23 protein-coding genes are annotated in these 21550 nt (G+C 37.5%); 11 read left to right on the top strand and 12 right to left on the bottom strand.

Going from position 1 to position 21550, the window contains the following annotated elements; all coding sequences use genetic code 11:
- Positions 1-127: 127 nt before the first annotated feature.
- The gene (locus KI375_RS21520; protein ID WP_212975452.1) at positions 128-2089 is read right to left on the bottom strand and encodes a hypothetical protein; all 1962 of its coding nucleotides are present in this window, start codon (positions 2087-2089) and stop codon (positions 128-130) included.
- Positions 2090-2328: 239 nt separating this feature from the next.
- Between KI375_RS21520 and KI375_RS21515 the strand changes: the two genes are divergently transcribed.
- The 3 genes from KI375_RS21515 to KI375_RS21505 all read left to right on the top strand — a co-directional run bounded on the left by KI375_RS21515 (position 2329) and on the right by KI375_RS21505 (position 3914).
- Positions 2329-2742 carry a hypothetical protein gene (locus KI375_RS21515; protein ID WP_212975451.1) on the top strand — a complete coding sequence of 138 codons (414 nt, stop codon included), beginning with the start codon at positions 2329-2331 and terminating at the stop codon, positions 2740-2742.
- A gap of 170 nt (positions 2743-2912) precedes the next feature.
- A complete protein-coding gene (locus tag KI375_RS21510; protein ID WP_212975450.1) occupies positions 2913-3083 on the top strand; it encodes a hypothetical protein in 171 nt (56 codons plus the stop codon).
- Between the two features lie 264 nt (positions 3084-3347).
- Entirely contained in the window at positions 3348-3914 is a 567-nt protein-coding gene (locus tag KI375_RS21505) for an SCO family protein (protein ID WP_212975449.1), read from the top strand.
- 80 nt (positions 3915-3994) lie between these two features.
- Here KI375_RS21505 and hemY read toward each other — a convergent pair whose 3' ends face one another.
- The 3 genes from hemY to hemE all read right to left on the bottom strand — a co-directional run bounded on the left by hemY (position 3995) and on the right by hemE (position 7796).
- Positions 3995-5404 (bottom strand): protoporphyrinogen oxidase, encoded by a 1410-nt coding sequence (gene hemY, locus KI375_RS21500; protein WP_212975448.1) that lies wholly within the window; start codon positions 5402-5404, stop codon positions 3995-3997.
- 390 nt (positions 5405-5794) lie between these two features.
- Entirely contained in the window at positions 5795-6730 is a 936-nt protein-coding gene (hemH, locus tag KI375_RS21495; protein WP_212975447.1) for a ferrochelatase, read from the bottom strand.
- A 31-nt stretch (positions 6731-6761) separates the two neighbouring features.
- Positions 6762-7796, bottom strand: a complete 1035-nt coding sequence (gene hemE, locus KI375_RS21490; RefSeq protein WP_212975446.1) for a uroporphyrinogen decarboxylase — start codon at positions 7794-7796, stop codon at positions 6762-6764.
- A gap of 280 nt (positions 7797-8076) precedes the next feature.
- Here hemE and KI375_RS21485 point away from each other — a divergent pair, with 280 nt between their 5' ends.
- Both KI375_RS21485 and KI375_RS21480 read left to right on the top strand, forming a co-directional pair.
- Positions 8077-8607: an antibiotic biosynthesis monooxygenase family protein gene (locus tag KI375_RS21485; protein ID WP_212975445.1), complete on the top strand. Its 531-nt coding sequence runs from the start codon at positions 8077-8079 to the stop codon at positions 8605-8607.
- 193 nt (positions 8608-8800) lie between these two features.
- Positions 8801-9979, top strand: coding sequence for a M20 family metallopeptidase (locus KI375_RS21480; RefSeq protein ID WP_280528672.1), 1179 nt, complete (start codon positions 8801-8803; stop codon positions 9977-9979).
- A 50-nt stretch (positions 9980-10029) separates the two neighbouring features.
- Here the strand turns inward: KI375_RS21480 and KI375_RS21475 are convergent, their stop codons facing one another.
- From KI375_RS21475 to KI375_RS21465, 3 genes are all read right to left on the bottom strand, one after another.
- Positions 10030-11085 (bottom strand): 2,3-butanediol dehydrogenase, encoded by a 1056-nt coding sequence (locus tag KI375_RS21475; protein WP_212975444.1) that lies wholly within the window; start codon positions 11083-11085, stop codon positions 10030-10032.
- Between the two features lie 109 nt (positions 11086-11194).
- Positions 11195-12418 carry an ABC transporter permease gene (locus KI375_RS21470; protein WP_212975443.1) on the bottom strand — a complete coding sequence of 408 codons (1224 nt, stop codon included), beginning with the start codon at positions 12416-12418 and terminating at the stop codon, positions 11195-11197.
- On the bottom strand, positions 12402-13151 hold the full coding sequence (locus KI375_RS21465; RefSeq protein ID WP_212975442.1) for an ABC transporter ATP-binding protein: 750 nt from the start codon (positions 13149-13151) through the stop codon (positions 12402-12404). The genes KI375_RS21470 and KI375_RS21465 overlap by 17 nt, the downstream gene beginning before the upstream one ends.
- A gap of 856 nt (positions 13152-14007) precedes the next feature.
- Between KI375_RS21465 and KI375_RS21460 the strand changes: the two genes are divergently transcribed.
- Together KI375_RS21460 and KI375_RS21455 are read left to right on the top strand one after the other, a co-directional pair.
- Positions 14008-14433: an HIT family protein gene (locus KI375_RS21460; protein WP_212975441.1), complete on the top strand. Its 426-nt coding sequence runs from the start codon at positions 14008-14010 to the stop codon at positions 14431-14433.
- A 134-nt stretch (positions 14434-14567) separates the two neighbouring features.
- A complete protein-coding gene (locus KI375_RS21455; protein WP_212975440.1) occupies positions 14568-15089 on the top strand; it encodes a tryptophan transporter in 522 nt (173 codons plus the stop codon).
- Positions 15090-15136: 47 nt separating this feature from the next.
- Here KI375_RS21455 and yhzF read toward each other — a convergent pair whose 3' ends face one another.
- Positions 15137-15331, bottom strand: a complete 195-nt coding sequence (gene yhzF / locus KI375_RS21450; RefSeq protein ID WP_212975439.1) for a membrane protein YhzF — start codon at positions 15329-15331, stop codon at positions 15137-15139.
- A gap of 325 nt (positions 15332-15656) precedes the next feature.
- Between yhzF and KI375_RS21445 the strand changes: the two genes are divergently transcribed.
- Together KI375_RS21445 and KI375_RS21440 are read left to right on the top strand one after the other, a co-directional pair.
- Entirely contained in the window at positions 15657-16031 is a 375-nt protein-coding gene (locus KI375_RS21445) for a YtxH domain-containing protein (RefSeq protein WP_207450823.1), read from the top strand.
- 330 nt (positions 16032-16361) lie between these two features.
- On the top strand, positions 16362-16928 hold the full coding sequence (locus KI375_RS21440; RefSeq protein ID WP_212975438.1) for an HTH-type transcriptional regulator Hpr: 567 nt from the start codon (positions 16362-16364) through the stop codon (positions 16926-16928).
- Here KI375_RS21440 and KI375_RS21435 read toward each other — a convergent pair.
- A complete protein-coding gene (locus KI375_RS21435; RefSeq protein ID WP_212975437.1) occupies positions 16925-17260 on the bottom strand; it encodes a DUF1878 family protein in 336 nt (111 codons plus the stop codon). The genes KI375_RS21440 and KI375_RS21435 overlap by 4 nt on opposite strands.
- 246 nt (positions 17261-17506) lie before the next feature.
- Between KI375_RS21435 and KI375_RS21430 the strand changes: the two genes are divergently transcribed.
- The gene (locus KI375_RS21430) at positions 17507-18043 is read left to right on the top strand and encodes a DUF3267 domain-containing protein (protein ID WP_212975436.1); all 537 of its coding nucleotides are present in this window, start codon (positions 17507-17509) and stop codon (positions 18041-18043) included.
- A 469-nt stretch (positions 18044-18512) separates the two neighbouring features.
- Here the strand turns inward: KI375_RS21430 and KI375_RS21425 are convergent, their stop codons facing one another.
- Positions 18513-18602: a YjcZ family sporulation protein gene (locus KI375_RS21425; protein WP_064467435.1), complete on the bottom strand. Its 90-nt coding sequence runs from the start codon at positions 18600-18602 to the stop codon at positions 18513-18515.
- Between the two features lie 344 nt (positions 18603-18946).
- On the opposite strand from KI375_RS21425, the gene KI375_RS21420 reads away from it, so the two are divergent.
- Positions 18947-19909, top strand: coding sequence for a peptidylprolyl isomerase (locus KI375_RS21420; RefSeq protein WP_212975435.1), 963 nt, complete (start codon positions 18947-18949; stop codon positions 19907-19909).
- Between the two features lie 197 nt (positions 19910-20106).
- Here the strand turns inward: KI375_RS21420 and KI375_RS21415 are convergent, their stop codons facing one another.
- A complete protein-coding gene (locus tag KI375_RS21415) occupies positions 20107-20298 on the bottom strand; it encodes a sporulation YhaL family protein (RefSeq protein WP_207450818.1) in 192 nt (63 codons plus the stop codon).
- 110 nt (positions 20299-20408) lie between these two features.
- On the bottom strand, positions 20409-21350 hold the full coding sequence (gene yhaM, locus KI375_RS21410) for a 3'-5' exoribonuclease YhaM (protein WP_212975434.1): 942 nt from the start codon (positions 21348-21350) through the stop codon (positions 20409-20411).
- Positions 21351-21550 lie beyond the last annotated feature (200 nt).

The raw sequence follows: 21550 nt of genomic DNA, 5'->3' as shown, positions 1-21550 counted from the left end.
CGCCAAAAAACGAACAATTTCTTTTTACCACCAAAAATAAGATAGTGAATCTCAAAAAGGAGCAACCTAACATAGAAAAAAGAGCTGTCATCAAATGCATATTATGCATTCTGCGACAGCCCCTTTGTTATTTCCCTTTTAAAGCTTGATCATTGACGAAAAAGCGAATTTCATGATCATCTTCGGTATTATTGTAGGAATAGTTCTTACTTGAAAATGGTGTATAGTCAAATTGAAAATACTCCTCTACTCCGTTTTCTGTGTTCCTTTTTTTCTTATGAATATTCATAAACAATTCCCGCTTTTTCTCTTGTTTTAATCGACCATATGGAAAATTCGAATCATAGGCGTACAAGCGGATGAGATTTGGATCAAATTCGTCATATTCCATTTTATAAATATTCACTGCATGCCCACCTGACTCTTTATGCAAAGAAGCATAAATTACATTTCCATTTGCTAAAGCGTCCTCCACTTGATCTAAAATAGTTATATTCGAAGATTCATATGGCTTTGTCGTATAGTTAATAAATTCATTAGCATAGATCCATTGGGTTTCTAACATTTTCACTAATGTTTGATCCGGCTCATCAATCTTACTTGGATCAATCGTTACATCATCAATATATGTCTCTTTTCCAATATAAGAAATTTGGTCATCTGTAAAACGATAGCCGTACAGATATCCATCATCTAAGAAAGGATAATGTTCTAATTGAGGTTCTAAGTCATAGGATAACGACTTATAATCAGTACTACCCAAAAGCTCTCTTAACCACGATTTAATCGTTTCGGGTTTATAACTTAGTTCCGTTTCGATCTCTTCCTGATTAAAAACCCGTTCAATCACACGTACAATTCCAGCACAGATCCCTCCATCTCCAAGCGGTGTTAACATATTACCGAAACGGAAGGCATTCGCATTGGAAAGAAAGCCTGTATCAATCACTTTAGCTGAGTACACTTCTTCCTGATTAAATTCATCATCAAAAATCCAAGGCATTGAATATTTTTTGACATAATCAGGTGTCCCCATAACGGTTCCATAATCAAGAAGAGCACGAGCGAGCCAATTATTATCAGTTTCATCAAGCGGCTGAAAAATTTTATCCAATAAAGCATATACCCCATCTAAGAAAGCTGCAGATATAGGACCAATTTTTCCAATCGATAACTCAGTAATCCCATATTCCTCATCTTCATATTTGTCCTCTACAAAATCGTCGCTATCACGCCAAGCACGCTTAAAAATAAACACTTTATGATCGAATCCTGCAACAGCACGGCTAAATTGAAAACCAGACACCCGGAAATAATAATACTTTTCAATTCTTTCATATGTATCTGGATTAAGGATATAGACTGGAGATGAGTCATTAATCGTCGCAAAGATAGCATCATCCTCTACGCGTTGTTTTTTTATTTCCACAAAATCTTCTTTATTAAAATCAAAATAAAAAGCTTTTAACTCTTGTTGATTTTTAACATCTTGTGGAAGCTTTAGCTCCACTTCCCCATTGTAATTAAAAAATTGCACAGGTTGACGAACTGGTTCATAAATAGCGTCTAGCTCATCTTGTTGGTAGGGTTCAATAAATGAATGGTATTTCGCATTTAAATCATTTGTATGTATCGTTACATCTAATGCTTCATCTTCAATATTAAATTCATCAATGGTGTTCTTATCCAAAGGCTCTGTGGGATCAAGCCCTTCTTTTATTTTAGCCAGATCACTAATTCCGTCATCAGCGGTTGAAAATTTTTTTGGATCTGTTTGATAGGTATGAATTGCATCCCAATCTGATATCCCATTCCCTGAAGTATCATCGACATATGGATTTAACCCTGCATCCACCTTTTCTTGGATGGTCATCTTCTGCTCACCAATTTTTTCATCACCATGTAATTCAGCCATCGTATTAGTAGAAATCACCGGATCCTCTGGTAAAGCTTTTAAATATTTTTCTAGTCGATAATCCTTGTATTTTTGATAACCCCAAAATCCTCCAGCAATTAAGAGAGAAGAGGCAACAAACACAGCAAATAAGATGAAGATGATTTTTCCGACTACTCGCAAAAATTTCTTCACTTCAAAACCTCCCTATAGCCATAATCAACGTTCAGTATACGTTATCAAAAGCTCACGCGCGATTGTTTCTGGGAAATTCAGGTAAAAAGAACGATACTTCCTCTCTATTGCTATGAAACAGCATAGGAAAAAGGATATATTAATTGAAGAGCGTTAGGGTTATCTCTTCTTACGTGGAATAAATTTCTTTTCTATCCCATATGTTTTTATATAATTTATTCTAGATTGGAGCGATTTTGATGACTGACTCTCAGCCCGTGATAACAAAAGAAATGCTTGTGCGTTATTATCAATTAAATGAGCAGAAAAAGAGAACGGAAGAACAGTTAGACGAACTCAAGAACATATTCAACCATTACTTCGACCTATTTCTGGGCTATCATGAGAAAGGCGAGGTCACTGTAGATGAATATATGTTACAAAGGCAAATTCGCACGATAGAAAAATATGAACAAGAAGAAACCGTTAAAAGATTGGAAACTCTCCAATTAAATGAGTTAATCCAAAGACGGCCTGACAATAAAAAAATCAAATCTGCCTTAGATTTAGGAATATTGAGTGAAACTGATTTAGACGGTTGTAAACAGGTAAATAAATTAAATGTGATCATTGTAAAGCCAGTGGAGCATGTAAAATCAACTTTTACTAAATGATGGTTGATCAGACGAAGAGTCAAGCTATAAATCTACTCTTCGTCTTTCTTATTTGATAAATCGTTTACGTATTCTAAAAAATAATTGCTTGTTTTCTCGAACTTCATGTTAAAATAGTATCAATCATAATAATAGATTCTCAAAATGACTTCTCATAAAAGGTGATCTAAATGTGGAAATGGATTTTACTTATTCTTACACCATTTGTAGTACTAGCTATCTTTGAAGAAGTAATCAATTATATTGTGCTGCGTATGACTAGCACAAAGAAAAAAAGAAAAAAGTCAAGGAAAAAAGATTCGCAAATATCGGAATCTAAGCAGCATAGCCATGGCTCCTAAGTGATTTAGCTTGTGTTGTGTGAGGCTTCAATTTTTAACAGGCTGTTCCTCGATTATTCCCCATCCCCTTCAGTCGGTCCATCGCTTCTAGATCGATTGTATGTCCCCTCCAATCCTCTCTTTTTTTATTGATAATTTCCTCTAAATGTATAAGCAAAAACGATAATTTATGAAAAGTTTCTGAACAGATTGCATAAATGCCCATTCCCTTCATATTTTTGGCTATAATGATAATGGAAGCATGGAGGGTTTGGAGGTTTTTTGATGAAAAAATATGGAATGCTACTTTTATTGTCCTGTTTATTAGTCATCGCAGGTTGTTCAGCTAAAGAAGGAAGGCCATTAGAAGATTTCCAATATACGGATCAAGAAGGACAAAGCTTTGGACTTAAAGACTTGGAAGATAAGGTATGGGTAGGCAATTTGATTTTTACAAATTGCACAACCATTTGTCCGACCTTGACAGCCAATATGAGTGATCTTCAAAGACAAGTGGAAGATGCAGGGATAGATAATGTGCATTTTGTTTCGTTTAGTGTAGACCCTGAAGTTGATACCCCGGAAGGCTTAAAAAAATTTGGAGAATCTTTTGGAGCTAATTTCTCAACTTGGCATTTTCTAACTGGCTATAGCCAAGATGAGATTGAAGATTATGCTCTTAAAAATTTCAAAGAATGGGTCGTCAAACCTGAAAATGATGACCAGGTCATTCATGGCACAAAATTTTTCCTTATGAATAAAAAGGGTGAGGTCATTAGTGATTATCCTGCTGACAAGGATGTGCCTTATAAACAAATACTAAAAGATATTAAATCAGCTGCAAAACATTAAAAACCAAGCAAAGAGCAGTATCACATTGTTCTTTGCTTGGTTTTTATCTTTCATCGCACATATCTGCAAGCCATTCTTCATCAATTAAGAAATTGCTTCATTTTTTCAGCAGCCGCTCTTCCTTGAGTAATACAATCCGGTAATCCAAGGCCATCACATGAACTCCCTGTCACAAATACACCAGGCATTTTTTTACTCAATGATTCGCTCAGCTCATTCATGCGTTGATGATGCCCAACATTATATTGGGGAAAGGCCTTCTTCCACCTTGTAACAATTGAAAATTCCGGTTTTTCTGTGATGTTTAATATCTCCTTTAGGTCTTCTAAAACCATTTCTTCAATTTCTGAATCAGAAAGGTCCACAACGGTTTCTTCTCCAATTCGTCCCACATAACAACGAAGGAGGGCCATCCCTTTAGGTGCGGTATGCGGCCATTTTTTATGCGTCCATGTACAAGCTGTAATCGTATAACCACTATGTCTAGACACAACAAACCCAACCCCATCTGCTAGATTAATAGCATCCTCTTTAAAGGCTGTGACAACAGAAGCCACGGTTGTCGCTGACATATCTGTATAGTCTCTTAAATAATTTTCAGCTGGCGTTAATTCTGGCATCATTGGATGCGGAAGAGCTAGAATCACCCCATCAGCTTGAATCGATTTCCCATCATTTAATTTCATTTCATAATGGGTGTTTTTCACCATTTCTACTTCTTTTACTGCAATTCCTTTTAGGATTGTCACATCCTTAAGCTGTGTTTCAATTGCTTCGACCAATGATTGTAAACCATTTTTTAGGGTAAGAAAAACACCTTGGTTTTTACTCGTCAAGGTCCCTTGCCCAGCTTCCTTCGACATTTTCTTTAATCCACGAATTAAACTTCGATGTTCCTTTTCGGCTTCATGAAATTGCGGGAAGGTAGATAGGAGGCTTAGTTGATCCATATCACCAATATAAATACCAGATAATAGAGGTTCCACTAAATTTTCTGCAACCTCTTCGCCTAATCTCCTTCTGATAAAGCTGCCAATCGATTGATCCCCTTCCACTTTAGAACGCGGCAAAATATAATCACATGCTGCTCTCACTTTTCCTTGTACTGAAAAAAGACCCGTTTTCAAAAACGGCCCCAACTTTGTAGGAATTCCCATAACAGCCCCAACAGGCATGGGATACATTTGATCTTTTACCACAATATGTGTCTTCCCTGCGGTATTCCTAACAAGGTCATGTGCCAAACCAACATCCTGCACTAGCTGTTTAGCATCTGATTTCCGTTCAAGAAAGGAGTCAGCACCTTTTTCAATCACAAAACCATCTTTATATTCTGTCTGTATCTTACCGCCTAACCGATGATTTGCTTCAATTAGTGTCAATTCAATCGGCAATTGGTGCTGATTAATCGCTTGATTCAAATAAAAAGCGGAAGTTAAGCCGGTGATCCCTCCACCGACTATCACCACTTTTTTCTTTCGTTGATTCATAAACAATCGCCTACTTTATCGATCCAATATAGTACGTGTTCAAAAAGGAGGTTAAAAAGGACCCGCCCGCTAAAGGCGCTGACACTAGTACATCCTGTACGTCGAAAGATCGAGCCGGACTTGTACAGGATGTACTAATTTCCGTATTGCCCACAGGACAGGGGCATTTTTAACGGAAGATCCTTTCCTGATACATGAGCACATAAAAGCTTCTCTGAATCCGCATCGCAAGTAGGAAAAGTGGTTTTCTTTTCCAAGGAGCGGAGCAACAAGCCAACGAGCTTGCGCGTATGTAGTGACATCGACGTTCGACAAAAGGACGTGACTGTACTTAGTCGAAGATCCTTATATCCCGCAGTGCCATTTTTACCAGACTTTTTGAATATCCTCTTAATTTTTTCCAAGATGCTTAAGAACAACGGTAGACAATACATTAATAAATTCAGGCTGAGCATCTGGCATAGCTGGACGGTAGTAAGAAGCCCCTACTTCATCTGTCACTACTTTACATTCCACATCATTGTCATAAAGAACTTCTAAATGAGTCGAAACAAAGCCAACTGGAATATACACAAATGCTTTATACCCTTTACTTTCAAAAAGTTCTCGTGTTAAATCTTGCACATCAGGGCCTAACCATGGATCTGGTGTATTTCCTTCACTTTGCCAGCCAACATGATAAGTCGTTACACCTGCTGTTTCAGCTATCAATTGAGCTGTTTCCTTCAACTGCTCTGGGTAAGGATCGCCAAATTCTAATATTTTTTCTGGAAGACTATGAGCTGAAACAATCAAGCAAGCTGCTTCTCGTTCGTTCTCGCTCATATTTTCATATATCTCTTTCACTTCGTTTGCCCAGAACTGAATAAACTTAGGTTCAGTATACCAGCTCTCAATAGATGTGATTGTCGGACCGCCACAATTTTCCGCAGTTTCTTTTGCTCGTTTATTATAAGAATCAACACTGAAAGTAGAAAAATGAGGTGCAAGTACAAGAGAAACAGCTTCTTCTATTCCGTCTTCATGCATTTTCTGCACGGCATCTTCAATAAAAGGCTCAATATGTTTTAGTCCTATATACGTTTTAAATTCAATTTCATCTTGCATTTCATTTAAATGATCTTGCAAGCCATACGCTTGTTGTTCTGTGATCTTAGCTAGTGGAGAGATTCCGCCAATAGCTTGATAACGATTTTGTAAATCTTCTAGTGCTTCTTTTGAAGGGGCTCGACCGTGGCGAATATGTGTATAATATCGCTCGATGTCATCCTCATGGTAGGGAGTCCCATATGCCATGACTAATAAACCGATCTTTTTCTTACTCATTTCCTTCACTCCTCGTTCCTTTTAACTAAGCTTACTTTTTACTATATTCATGAATAAAATTCGTCAATCTCTTTAAAACATCTGGACTTACCTCTGGAAATACACCATGGCCGAGATTAAAGATAAAGCCTGGTTGTTGCATTCCTTGATCAAGGATTTCCTTCGCTTTTGTTTCAATTGTAGACCAATCCGCGATCAGTACAGCTGGATCAAGATTTCCTTGTACGGCTTTGGTGACTCCTAATTGCCTCGCTTCTGAAATCGGTAATCTCCAATCTAACCCTACGACATCAAGCGGCAAATCATTCCATTCCAGTACAAGATGACTCGCTCCTACCCCATGCATGATCAATGGTACATTTACTTCTTTGATTTCTTTAAATATTTTTTCCATTGTTGGTTTAATATAGGTCTGGTAATCCACCCTGCTCACTGCCCCAACCCATGAATCAAAAATTTGTAGAGCGCTTGCCCCAGCTTGCACTTGTGCCTTTAGATAACGAACAGTCATATTCGCAAGCTTGTCCATTAGAAGAAACCAAGCTTGTGATTCAGCATACATAAAAGCTTTCGTTTTATGGTAATTTTTCGACGGTCCTCCTTCAATCATGTAACTTGCCAAAGTAAAGGGCGCTCCTGCAAACCCAATTAACGGAACAGTTAGTTGTTCTTTTGTTAGAAGCTTGATCGTGTCTAATACATAAGGAATATCCTGCTCTGGGTCAATTTCTCCTAGCTTTTCAATATCTTCTTTCGATCGGATCGGTTGATCAATAACAGGTCCAATGCCACTTTTGATTTCAACATCGACTCCTATTGCTGGAAGTGGAGTCATAATATCTTTATAAAGGATCGCTGCATCAACATTATACATATCAACAGGAAGCTTTGTGACATACGCACATAACTCAGGCTGATGTGTGATCTCAAATAAAGAATATTTCTCTTTTAATTTCCGGTATTCAGCTTGTGATCGGCCGGCTTGCCGCATATACCAAACAGGTACATGTTCCGCTCGCTCTCCTCTTGCCGCTCGCAAAAATGTATTATTCGTTATTTTTGTCATAAATATATAAATCCGCCTTTCGCAAACATGCTATAATTTACTTAATACGAAATAGTAGTGGTTGTCCTAACTATATTATTTTTACCAAGCAAAGTATAGCAACTAGAGCCGCTTGTCATAAAATTGTCCGATTTCATCACTACTTTTTATTCATATTTTGTCCATATTGCGGGAGATTTTAAACCTACAGACAAGAGGAATTCTGTTTCAAGTTCGATAACAATGGGTAAAATACAGCAACCATGGTACCCTATTGAATATGACAAATGGAGTGATAACAATGTATATGTATATAACCGCCGGAACATATTCGTATTTAAAAAAACTCAAGGAGCAGCATCCTGCCGAGAAAATGATGCTTATGCAAAACATGCGTACAGCAGAGCTATGGCATGAAACAAATAAAGCCTCGCTCTTCCAATCACCGCGGAAGTACGAGACGATGGATGCATTTGGTCATTTTGCAAGCGAAGGGTTTGTAGCATGCCATTGTGTATCTGTTCGCGATGAGAACAGACCATTATTTGAATATAATTTTGAAAATAAACTGACGTTCATCAAACAGGAAGAAGGGATAATAGCGGCGCGGATTTTACGTCCACTATCAAGTGAAACCTATATCATCATGACATTGTGGCAAAGCGAAAGCTTCTATGTACGCTGGGAAAAGTCCCCCACTTTCACCAAATTTCAAATCCCCCAGCACCTAGGGAACATGTTCTCGTCCCCTCCTCATACGTATACGTATATTGTTTCCGAAGACGAGATAGAAGAATTAGAAGAAGATCCATTTAACCCAGAGAGTTCTTAAACTCTCTGGGTTAAATCTTTTATAATACATATTTTTCAGGAGTCAACAATATTGGTCGCTCTCTCAATGAAATTTCACTTTTTTTACTAATAAACAAATATTTATAAAATACTGATATAATATAGAAATAATCAGAACCCATAGAGATTGCAGAATAAAAGATAAAATACCATATGTTAGGTGTGTGAACAAATTGAAAGAGATGTTATTTAAAAAGCTAGATCAACATTATGATGAGATGGTTGAAATCCGCAGATATCTTCACCAACATCCTGAACTCTCCTTTCAAGAGCAAAGGACTGCCGCCTATATTGCGGAATATTATCGGAATTTGGGAGTAACAGAAGTTCGTACTGGTGTGGGAGGAAATGGAGTCGTAGCCAAGATAAGCGGCGGGAAACCTGGGAAGACCATTGCTTTAAGAGCTGATTTCGATGCTTTACCCATTCAAGAGGAAACCGGCCTTCCCTTTCAATCGACAACCCCTGGTGTGATGCATGCTTGCGGGCATGATGGACATACAGCCACCCTGCTTGTCCTTGCAAAAATACTCTTTCAAATGAAGGATGAGCTTGCCGGAGAGTATGTTTTGATCCATCAACACGCCGAGGAGCTTTCCCCAGGTGGGGCAAAACCAATGATTGATGATGGTTGTTTGGCTGGTGTGGATTTCATTTTCGGTACTCATTTATGGGCAACTGTTCCATATGGTACAGTCGCCTATCGTAAGGGGCCGATTATGGCAGCAGCTGATCGATTTGAAATTAAAATTAATGGTTACGGAGGGCACGGTGCACAACCACATAAATCAAAAGACTCCATTGTCATTGCCTCTCAATTGGTGATGAATGTACAACAAATTGTTAGTAGGAAAGTAGATCCGATTGAATCTGCTGTCCTTTCGATTGGGTATTTTCGGGCAGAAAATTCCTTTAATGTGATTGCCGATCAAGTCATCCTTGGTGGCACAGTCCGCACATTCAAACCAGACATACAAAACATGATCGAAATGGAATTAGAAAGAATCACAAAAGGCACTTGTCTTGCCGCTGATTGCGATTTTGAATTTCACTATCATAAAGGGTACCCAGCCGTCGTGAATCATCCTGAGGAAACAGAATGGCTCGCTCAATGGGCTAATGAGATTCCGGATATTGAAAATGTAGAAGAATCTGTTCCCGAAATGACGGGAGAAGACTTTGCTTATTATTTAGAAAATGTGAAAGGAACGTTCTTTTTTACTGGAGCCAAGCCTGAAGGTGTGTCTGTGCCGTTTCCCCATCATCATCCAAAATTTGATATTAATGAGAAAGCGATGCTTGCAGCCGCAAAAACACTGGGCCTTGTTGCATTACGAGCTGCTAAATCATAACACTAAACAGAAAAGAGGAATTCTCTGTGTCAGAACTCCTCTTTTCTCCTTTAAATAGAAGGTTTCACTAAAATTTTAATTTGATTTTTTTCTTTGATTAATGCTTCAAAGCCTTCAGACACTATATCATCAAGGACTATTTTCTTCGTAACAAGCTGCTCCGCTTGAAAATAGCCTTGATTCATTAATTCCATTACAGCTGGGAAAATATCTCTATAGGCAATGATTCCTTTCACAGATCTTTCCGTCAATACAATATTATTTGGAAGAATTGAAGCATCTGTTTCCCAAATAGATACAATAACCGTTTCACCTTCGAATGTAGTGGAATCAATACATTGCTGTAAAACAGCTGGAACTCCGGTAACCTCATAAGCCACATCTACCCCACCGTTCGTATATTCAAGCAGGCGTTGAACAGCATCCTCTTCCATAGGGTTAATAACGGCTTTAGCACCTAACTCCTTCGCTTTTTCTGCTCGTTCTGGCGAGATTTCAATTGCATAAATTTCAGAGGCTCCTGCAGCACGTAATGCTTCAATGATCAGTAAACCAATAGGTCCTGCACCAAATACAGCTGCTTTATCTCCTGCTTTGAGTTTGCTTTGCCGAACAGCATGAAGAGCTACAGCAGCCGGCTCTACCAATGCTCCTTGTTCAAAGGTAAGTCCTTCTGGCATCTTATGGACCATATGCTCATCTACCATCGTACATTCAGCGAATCCGCCTCCACCACCAGAGAGACCATGAAAACCTAAATGCTCACATACATTATATTTCCCTTTTTTACAGGCAGGGCATTCACCACAAGCAAGAATTGGTTCAACAACAACTGGATCGCCTACTCTTACTTTTGTTACATCTGAAGCTATCTCTGTTACAATACCAGAAAACTCATGCCCCATCACAATCGGGGCTACTTCCTTGCTTACATAATGCGGCTCTTTCACTGGAACAAAAATAGGACCCGCTGCATATTCATGTAGATCACTTCCACAGATCCCAGCCCATTTCACTTCAATTTTTACCTTTCCCGCTGTGATGACAGGTTCCTCTACCGATTCTACGCGGATATCTTTTGCTTCGTGCCATCTAGCTGCTTTCATCTTGACTCCCCCTAGAAAGATATTATTATGATCGATCATATGCTCACTATATCACAATCTTTTAAAAATGTCGTCCTTTTTAGCTATCTGAACGACATTCTATACAAATTTATATAGAAAAAATTTTCTTTATTCTTGCAGGCGCATATACTCGGGCAAACAGGAGAGCAAAGATAATCGAAATTCCTGCTACAATGACACCATGTATAATATCCCCACCTATCCATGCACAGATACCAAATAGAATTGCCTGTGAGAGTAATAATTTCAATAATAATTGTAAAAAGGCACTATTTTTTTGACTCTTCTTAATTGGATAAAGATTTGTCCAGATTTTCACTTCATACCGTCTTAAGATGGGAAATAGCTGAAAGCCTGTTAAATAAATAAACAATAAAGAAATCGCAATTGATAAATATAATTGATCACTCCAAAGAATAATCAACGCTGAAATGACAGACAACCTGATAATTAATCCTGAATATTCATTCGTTCTTACGAGCGCGCGGGCATATAAAAAACGGTATGTCTGGCCACTTCCATAAGGAATCGAAGTAAACAAAGCATCAAGCCAACGTCTTCTTTTAACACGTCCTTTTAGGTGCGGCACATCTGTAAACATATTCGCCACATGATAAAAAGCTTGCATTCTTGCTTGCTCCTTATCAACTAGTCGCTCCCAATTAATCCCTTTATTTTTCGCAGCTTCCCTAACATAGATTGAAAAAGCGGCGATAATAAATAAGATAGCACCGATAAACCAAAACGAAGCGTCATTTAGAATAAAATAAAGCAAGAGTCCGCTTCCCGCAAACCGAATAAGCCAATCGAAAATAAGCGAATATGAGGAAGCTATTTTGAGCATCCACCAATGAATTAATAAATTCCAATACTTTAATAAGATTGTTAAGAAAAGTAAATATAAGAACCACTTAAAGCTTTTGCCTGTTACTTGAACAAACATCGGCATACATGCGGCAACTACAAAAACAATCAGATAAATTTGGGTAACAAAACTTAAAGTAATTGCCTTTTTAAAATATGGTTTAAGCTTTGTCTCAAGCGGAAGCAAAAACACAATGTCTGCTTCTTTTAAAAGTGTTGTAATCGGACTTGCGGATAAAACTAAGGCCAACAGGATTGCCATAATAATCGCTACAGGAAATGAAGGCTGCAGGGTCTTGACCCATTGAGAATAATAATATAATGCAGCTCCCCCGCCAAAAATGATGACAAATAATAAATGGTCATTGAACATGTATTTCATGTATTTCTGTAGTTCTTTTATATAGGCTTGTACTCTTTCCTTCCACAATTCATTTATTGTTTTCATCGATCTCTTCCTTTGTCAATTGCAAATAAATATCGTCTAGAGACGCATTCTTCATAGAAAACTCTTCACGCAAATCCTCTAGTGTTCCATTGGCTCTAATCTTCCCATTATGCAAAATAATAAAACGATCACAATACCGCTCCGCTGTCGCTAAAATATGGGTGGACATCAAAATCCCCGCTCCATTGCTTTTCATGCTATTCATAAGGTCCAAAAGTGATTGAATCCCCAGAGGATCAAGTCCCACAAACGGTTCATCAATAATATATAAAGAGGGCTCATTTAAAAAAGCACACATAATCATGACCTTTTGCTTCATTCCTTTAGAAAAATGAGCTGGAAACCACTTTAATTTCTGATCAAGACGAAATTCCTTTAATAACGGTGTCATTCGCTTTTTAAATACTTCTTCAGGAAGGTCATAAGCCATTGCAGTTAATTTTAAATGTTCTTCCAATGTTAACTCTTCATAAAGAATAGGTGTTTCTGGTACAAAAGAAAATTGCTTCCTATATTCTTCTGGTTTTTCCTTTAATGATATACCATTAATAGTGATTTCTCCTGCGCGTTCTTCCATTAATCCAATAATATGTTTGATTGTTGTACTTTTCCCAGCTCCATTTAGACCAATTAACCCTACAATTTGGCCCGCGTTCACTTGAAAAGAAATATCTTCAATAACCGGTTTCTTTGTATATCCACCTGTTACTTTCTTTATATCCAGTAAAGGCATGTCCCTTCGTCCTCTCTTTTATCCCGCATTAACGGGCAGTAATCCTCCCACCTCAGGGCTTTAGAGAATACGGAGTAGCATAGGTGGGATAACTGTCCGTAAAAGCCCGATTGGTTCAGGCCAATAAGATGTTGGTCACAAAGGCGTTGCGACATATAGGCTGTACTCGTGCAGACGAAGCGACAGGACGTCGCGTTTGAGTCTACCAGCGGGATGTCGCGATTTTAGCCTTTGATCCTCTGAAATCAATAGGGGATGAAAAAAACCACTGATTGAAGTTTCACTTTATTCTCTATGTACATTAGTTTACCAAATTATTTCATCTATTGCTGATTCTTCTACCTTAAAAAAACCTTTTTTAAGATTGGCTCATTTTACCAGTATGAACAATTGCAGATCTGGCTATTATAATGGATGAAGGAGCGGGAAAGAAGTTGAACAGTCGAAAGACATCAACATCATTGGAAAGTAAGTAGCGATCAACATTGATCATGAATATTGGATAAATCAAACTTGACAATCGACAAGGGAGATGGTTCCGTTGGGCATGGTAATGGAAAGTCGGGAAAATCTTTTTATTAAGTTGTTTCCGTAAAAGGAGATAACTTACAAAGAGAATCTTTCCTTAAAAACCCGCAAATCCCTTCACAGTGCAAGGTTTCTTATGAAACCTTGCACGTTTTTTTATTTAGGCCAACAGGATGATGTTGATCACAAAGGCGTTGCGACGTACAGGACGTACTAGTGCAGGTGAAACGACAAGATGTCGTACTTTGAACCTGCTGGCAGGACATCGCGATTTTAGCCTTTGATCCCTATTCTGTGTTAAACTGATAAAAAATGGAAGGTGATATCGATGAGTGATTGTATATTTTGCAAAATTATTAATGGTGAGATACCTTCAGCAAAGGTATTTGAAAATGATGATGTCCTGGCTTTCCTTGATATAAGTCAAGTGACTAAAGGACATACGCTTGTGATCCCAAAAATACATAAAGAAGATGTTTTTGATTTAGATACAGAAACAGCTGAAAAATTGTTTTCTGTTGTTCCTGCGATCTCTCGGGCCCTGCGATCTCAATTTGACCTCAAAGGATTAAATTTAATCAATAATAATGGCTCATTTGCTGGACAAGAAGTCTTTCATTATCATCTCCACCTTGTCCCTCGTTATGATAAGAATGATGGAATTAAAAAGAAATTTATCAGTCATCAAGCTGAATATTCAAATGAAGATCTTCAACAGATCGCTTCCACTATAAACCAAGCGATTCGACTGTAAACTCCTGGCTTTACAGGAGTTTTTTTACCTTTCTTTACATCTGCTCCTATGATAAAATATTCTTAACCTTTCGCTGCCGGCAATAGTGCACGTCAGGAAAGAAATGAGCTTTAGATGAGAAGAGGAGAGAGAAGATGAAGACAAAAACACTTGTTATTTTATCGATGTTGTTAGGAATTGGGACGGTGCTCCATTTAGTTATGCCTGGAGCGTGGGCAATTAAACCTGATATGATGCTGGCCATGATGTTCTTAGGAATCGCCCTCTTCCCTAATAAGAAAAATGTTTTATTATTAGGAATTGCAACAGGGCTTTTAACTGCCTTAACAACAAGTTTTCCGATGGGGCAAATTCCCAATATCATTGATAAACCCATTACTGCCTTTGTCTTTTATGGACTATTTCTATTACTAAGCAAAAAGCTATCGAAGCAACTTTCCCTAACTATTCTTTCGGTTGTTTGCACAATCGTTTCAGGAACAATATTCCTTGGTTCAGCCTATTTGTTATTTGAATTACCAGGACCCTTCCTGGCCTTATTCGGCTCTGCTGTACTCCCAGCGATGGTACTTAATGCCATCATATTGTTTATTCTGTACCCGTTGGTCATAACAATCTTAAAGAGAACAAATTTTGCTTCCACTGCTTCCATGTAATGAAATGTGTCCAGCCTGGTATAACCTACCTCGTTATACCAGGCTTTTTATTTTCCAAATATAATAATAAAAATGCCAATAATGAAAAAAGAGAGACCTACTCCTCCACTAAGAAAGATTCGCTCTTTTACAACTCTTTTAGGCGGATAAATGCCTGACCGCAAATACAGAATGATTTGATATCCCATCACCAAAAGCAGAATGATCCCAATAATGATAATCATTAACTTTACAATTGTCATTTCTGCTCACCTCTTCCTTCAACTATCACTTTTCTTTTAGTTACATGTTCAAAAAAAAGAGCATAGACAAGCCAACAAACTTGCGCGGGTTGTGGTGAATTCGCCGTTCGAGACAGGACGTGTCGGAACTTAGTCGAAGATCCTCTAATTCGCAATATCATTTTTTAACGGACTTTTTGAACATCATCTTTAAGTAATCCATCAACCTTTTTTTAATCTTATGCTATTATATGAATAACCATGAGTAGATGGGGTAAAGAAAAATGAAGGATTTTTTTAATAATGGGAGAAGTTGTTAAATAAGATTAATTTTGAGGTGATACGGATGAACGGAAAAGCATTAGTAACCGGTATTCTTGTTGGTGGTGTTGTTGGAGCCGCGACTGCACTACTCACTGCTCCAAGCTCAGGAAAAGAACTGCGTAATCAAGTGAAAGAATCGAAAAATGATTGGGTCAAAATGGCAACAGAATTAAAAGAAGATGTCATGGATATTAAAGATTCCGTTACAAAGGTATCAAAAGAAGGGAAAGAAGTCATCAAAGAGCTTGCTGCTGATGTGAAGGTAGCCGTAGAAGAATGGCAACGAAGCGTGGAACCGAATAAAAAAGTGCTACAAGAAGAAATGCAAGAGATTCAAAAAACCATTTCTCAACTTGAAGAAAAGTTAAAAGAAAATCAGCTTTCTTCTAATTCTTAAAATGATGAAGAGATTGAGACATAACTAAACGCCAAAGACGAACGCAGAATTATCTTAGCAAAGGAAATATAGCCAGACTTCTGCGGGAAGTGAGAGTTCAACAAGACCCCATAAGGCAAAGCTGAACTGCCACTCGCCCGTAGAAAGCGAAGTATAGTTCCGAAGCGGGAAAAACGAACTTTGATAGTTGGTTTTTCCTTTGATAAATACAATTTTGTCTCAATCTCTTCATTTTTTTTTGCCTTTTTAAAGATTTTGTGAATTTATATCTTTATTAATCTTTACTTTATTGGCATAATGTTATTAAAGTATAAAAGGCGGGGAAAATAAATGGAAGAAAAAGAATATTCATTTACAGAATCTATGCTTTTTACCCAAAGAATGGCCCAATTATCGAAAGCTTTATGGAAAGCCATTGAAAAAGACTGGCAAAGATGGATCAAACCATTCGATTTAAATATTAATGAACATCATGTTCTTTGGATTGCGCACTACTTAAATGGAGCGACGATCTCAGACATTTCTAAATTTGGTGTGATGCATGTTTCTACAGCTTTTAATTTTTCCAAAAAGTTGGAAGAAAGAGAATTATTAACTCTTTCCAAGCGAGAAAACGACAAGCGTAATACATACATAAAGCTCACAGATAAAGGGACAAACTTACTATTAGAATTAATGGATGCCTATGAACCTGCCAATAATTCTGTATATCAAGGTGCCCTGCCTTTGCGTGAGTTGTATGGTAAATTTCCTGAAGTGATTGAACTTCTGGCCATTGTTCGCAATATTTACGGAGAGGATTTCATGGAAATATTCGAGACATCTTTTTCCCGATTGGAAAAGGAATTCTTAGAAAAAGAAGAGCAAAGAGATCTAGACGTAGAGAACGTTATTTAGTCCTCGATATTTCTTTTAAGTTTATCCATTAACTCTGGGAAAATTCGCTGTTTTAAACAGGCCTCAATCACCTCACGATGATCTAACTTGGGTGTAAGTCTGCGTTTAAATTGAACAAAAAGTGGAGCATAGAAGATAAATTTCTCTGCTTTTTGTTCAAGCATTTCTTTATTCAATTCCTCACACATAATTAAGAATTCCTCAACCTCAGGTTGTCCCAAATTATGGGTGATGACCAATCGATCAAACTCAAACCCCGCTGACCGTATCATCTTCATTAATAAGGTTTGATGATATTCTAATTTTTCAATTCTTGTTAATAAATGATCCATTCTGTTCCCTCGTATTCATCTTAGTCTTACCGGATGACCGGTGAAATGATATTCCATTCGATTTATTCGAAAAGCCTATTGATTTTACTTGTATTTCGTCGTAAAGTATGTAGAGTTATCTCGGTGCAACCGTCCATAAACCCCCACTTCAAAATAATGAAATTCCAAAGAAGTCACAGTGGGAGATAACGGACGCTAACATCCCGATAAATCTCACTTTACTTTTTCATTTTGGAGGAGCACATAATGCATTGTTGGAAATCATTTAATGTAAATAGAAAATATCATTTTTTACGGATTTTCACCACATCTAGTTTTATTTCTTTACTTGTTTTTCTATTTATTTATGTCTTGATACAAACAATGGCGTCAGGGCAATTAAAGGATAATCATGCACTCACTTTTTTTATTATCCTTATTTTACTATATCCCTTGCATAAATTTTGTCACTTATTGCCATTAAGATGTGCTTACGGAAAAATAAAACTAAAAATTGAATGGTATTTTCATATATTACCTATTATGCAAGTAAATATTTTTACACCAGTTTCTAAAGCTCAATATTCACTAGCATTGATTTTTCCGTTTATTATCATAAATTCTATATTAATAGCGGCGTTATTTTTATTTCCAAGTTACCGCCATTATATTGCTATTTTGCTATCTTATCATATTGGTCTCTGTACACCAGATTTTAAATTTTTAAAAACACTTTTAGCTTCTCCAAGTGGGTCCTTCATTGAAGAAAACGAAAATGGGTATGAGATTCTGGTTAAAAATTAAATCGATCTCAAGAGAGATGAACGGTCTATCTGCTCCAGGCCCCTGCTTACGAGCAGACAGACTTGTCCAGATGGGATTGCACACAAGTTTCTCTCCTAATGTAACACTGCTTTGAAAGCACATTATCATATTTTACCACCTCGTGCATGAGAACTCGATTTTAATTTTCCCTATCTTTTTTAAGATAAATTTGATATTCTTTTACTATATAGGAGACGAAGGGAAGGAAACATATTGATCTCGCTTTTTTGTATTTTTGCTATTATTATCTTATACATATTTAATAACCTTACCAACTCCCTCTGTGTCCTTAGGGAAATTCCAGAAGAACGCCAACCAACGGTTTTTCGTACAATTAACACATTAACCACTATTCTCCTTTTCTCAACCTACATTAAAATTTTGTATACGTAAAAAGGCGGAGTTCCCTAAATCGGAACCCGCCTTTTTGTATTTTAACCTTCTTATATTATAGCCAAGACGCCCCCACGATAATTAACAGAATGAACAATACAACGATAAGGGCAAAGCCTCCGCCGTAACCAGCTCCAGCTGACAATTACAACACCTCCTCTAGATCTTACTTTATATTATTCATTTTTTTGTTATTGGTTAGGACGTTTGCCCAAGTTTCTCATTTTTTTTCAAAATTATGCTCCTGTTCATAATCAGTTGAATAAGAAAATGTCAAATTGCAGGCAAACCTTTAAATTTTTTCCAACCAAATAGTTTGTTTTCCCATTCCTTATACCCTATGTCCTTTTCAGTTGATTTGCCATGAAGCAAATGCCTATTTTTAACGAATTATTAGAAAAAGTATTTATCATCTGCAATAAACTATGTTATAGTAAGTTTTGTGGCTTAAAACAATCTTCGACTTAATATTGTAGGGAGTTGTCAATTATGAAAAAGTGGGTGCTTTCCCTAACGTTAGCAGCTGGTGTTGTTGGACTTGCTGCTTGTAGCGGCGGCGGGGATACCGTTGTAAAATCAAAAGCGGGAGATGTATCAAAAGAGGAACTTTACGATGCGATGAAGGAAAGAGTTGGAGATCAAGTACTTCAACAACTTGTCGTAGAAAAAGTACTTGAAAAAGAGTATAAAGTAAGCGATAAAGAAGTAGACGCAGAATTGAATAAAATTAAAGACCAGCTTGGAGAACAATTTGAAATGCAACTCATGCAATCTGGCTTCAGTGATGAAGAAGATTTTCGAGAAGTTCTTTATTTAAATCTGTTGCAACAAAAAGCCGCAACGAAAGACATTGAAGTGACAGATGATGAACTGCAGGAGTATTACGATCAGAAAGAGCCTGATATCGATGTTCGACACATTATTGTAGAAGATGAGAAGACGGCTAAAGAAGCGAAGAAGAAATTGGATGACGGCGAAGATTTTGCCGATGTAGCGAAAGAGTACTCGACAGATGCAACAGCAGAAAATGGTGGAGATCTTGGTACCCTTTCAAGAGAGGATCCACAAATGGACGAGGACTTTAAAGCTGCAGCTTTTGATTTAAAAGAAGGCGAAGTAAGTGCTCCGATTGAAACCCAATTTGGCTGGCATATTATTGAAGTAACGAAAAAGCCAGAAAAAGAAGAATTTGATAAAGTAAAAGATGAATACACCCAAGAGTTAAAATTGGCCAAGCTTGATCAAGATTCGATCCTTCAAGCAATGAAGAGTGAGCTTAAAAAAGCCAAAGTGGAAGTTAAAGATGACGATTTAAAAGCATCATTAGATTCCATAATGGACGCTCCAGATCCTGGTGAAGCACCCGATGATCAAGTGGATGAGGATGCAGACACATCAAATGATGATCAGGCAGAAGACCAAGATTCAGCTGATGAAAAAGAAGATAAATGATAAATGATTGACTATGAAAAAAGCTGCGATATGCAGCTTTTTTCTTTTTATCCCGCATTAACGAGCAGATATTCTCCGGTGATTGAAGTTTCATTTCATCCCGTGCAATCGTCCGTAAGACCCACACTTCAAGGCTAGCTAATTTCAAAGAAATCTAAGTGGGGATGAAGAAGACCCCTGCTGATGGCAGTCTCGCTTTATTTACCAGCTAAGGTTTTAAGTTTTTGTCTATCCTTTTTCTCCTTTTGCATACGATCCACGTAAACTTGTCCTTCTTGTTCAATCCATTCCTCTTCCATATCCCGATCCTCCTTAGCTGTCTTCACTGCCATGAATGCGCTTAAGAAGATCCCTGCAACGACTACGTATATCCAGATAGGTAAACTCAATACATGTCCACTCCTTCCTATACTTGTCCAATTAGTACTGGAACAGCTGTTAATTCTTTTAATAAAGTATATGTACCAAAAGAAAAAAAATGCCTTTCAATTGAAAGACATTAAGAATGAAATGTAGGTTTATAAAATGACCGGTTATCCAAGGGAAATATCCTTTCGGAAAATTCACCTGGTTTCACTCGTTTTAAACTTCGATCAAGCATATTCATTTTTGCATCAATATTATCAATGATATGCAGAATTTCTGCTTCTTTAATCATAGGTTGCTTCGGGCTTCCCCATTCCAATTTTCCATGATGGCTTAATACGACATGTTGCAAGACAACGACCTCTTCTCCTTGAATCCCTAACTCTTCTGCAGTCTTAGCTATTTCATTCACAACAATTGTAATATGCCCTAATAAATTACCCTCGACTGTATACGTCGTAGAAACAGGCCCTGACAATTCAATGACCTTTCCTAAATCATGAAGGATAATCCCTGAATATAAAAGATCTCGATCTAAAGACGGGTAAAGCTCTGCGATCGCTTTAGCTAAATCAAGCATTGACACAACATGATAGCCAAGCCCTGATACAAACTCGTGATGATTCTTTGTTGCAGCGGGATATTCTAAAAAGCGATCTAAGTATTTCTTGATTAAATGGCGAGTGATTCGTTGAAGATTAGGATTCTTCATTTCAAATATATATTGAGTAATTTTACTTGAGATTTCTTCCTTATCGATTGGAGCAGTCTCAAGGAAATCAGCGACATTCACTCCATCTTGAGAGGATGCAGGTCGAATTTGCCTAATTTTCAATTGCAGCCTTCCACGATAATTATGTACCTCACCCGCTACCCGCACAATTGTTTCAGCTTGGAAATTTCTCACCTGATCATTCGAGATATCCCATAATTTCGCTTCAATATCACCTGACTTATCTTGTAAAATTATGGTTAGAAAAGGTTTACCATTACTTGCCATACCCTTTGTTGCACTTTTAATTAATAAAAAGAGATCAACCTGCTCCCCGACCTCATGTTCCATTATTCCTTTCATCTTTCACGCCTCCGTTCCTAGTTGAATGTGTTCAAAAAGGCTGATAAAAAGGACCAACTAATTTCAATCGCAAACGTCCTACACTAGTACGTCCTGTACGTCGAAAGTTCGAGGCGGAACTTGCGGCTTATTGCGCCGACTTCTGTGTTGTCCACAGGACGTGGTGATTCGACATTCGACTCAGACATGTCGGTACTTAG

It is taken from the genome of Bacillus sp. J14TS2 (assembly GCF_018333015.1).
Taxonomy (GTDB): domain Bacteria; phylum Bacillota; class Bacilli; order Bacillales; family Bacillaceae_C; genus Lederbergia.
The sequence above is the reverse complement of the archived record's forward strand: the minus strand, read 5'-3'. Positions and strand labels throughout refer to the sequence as shown.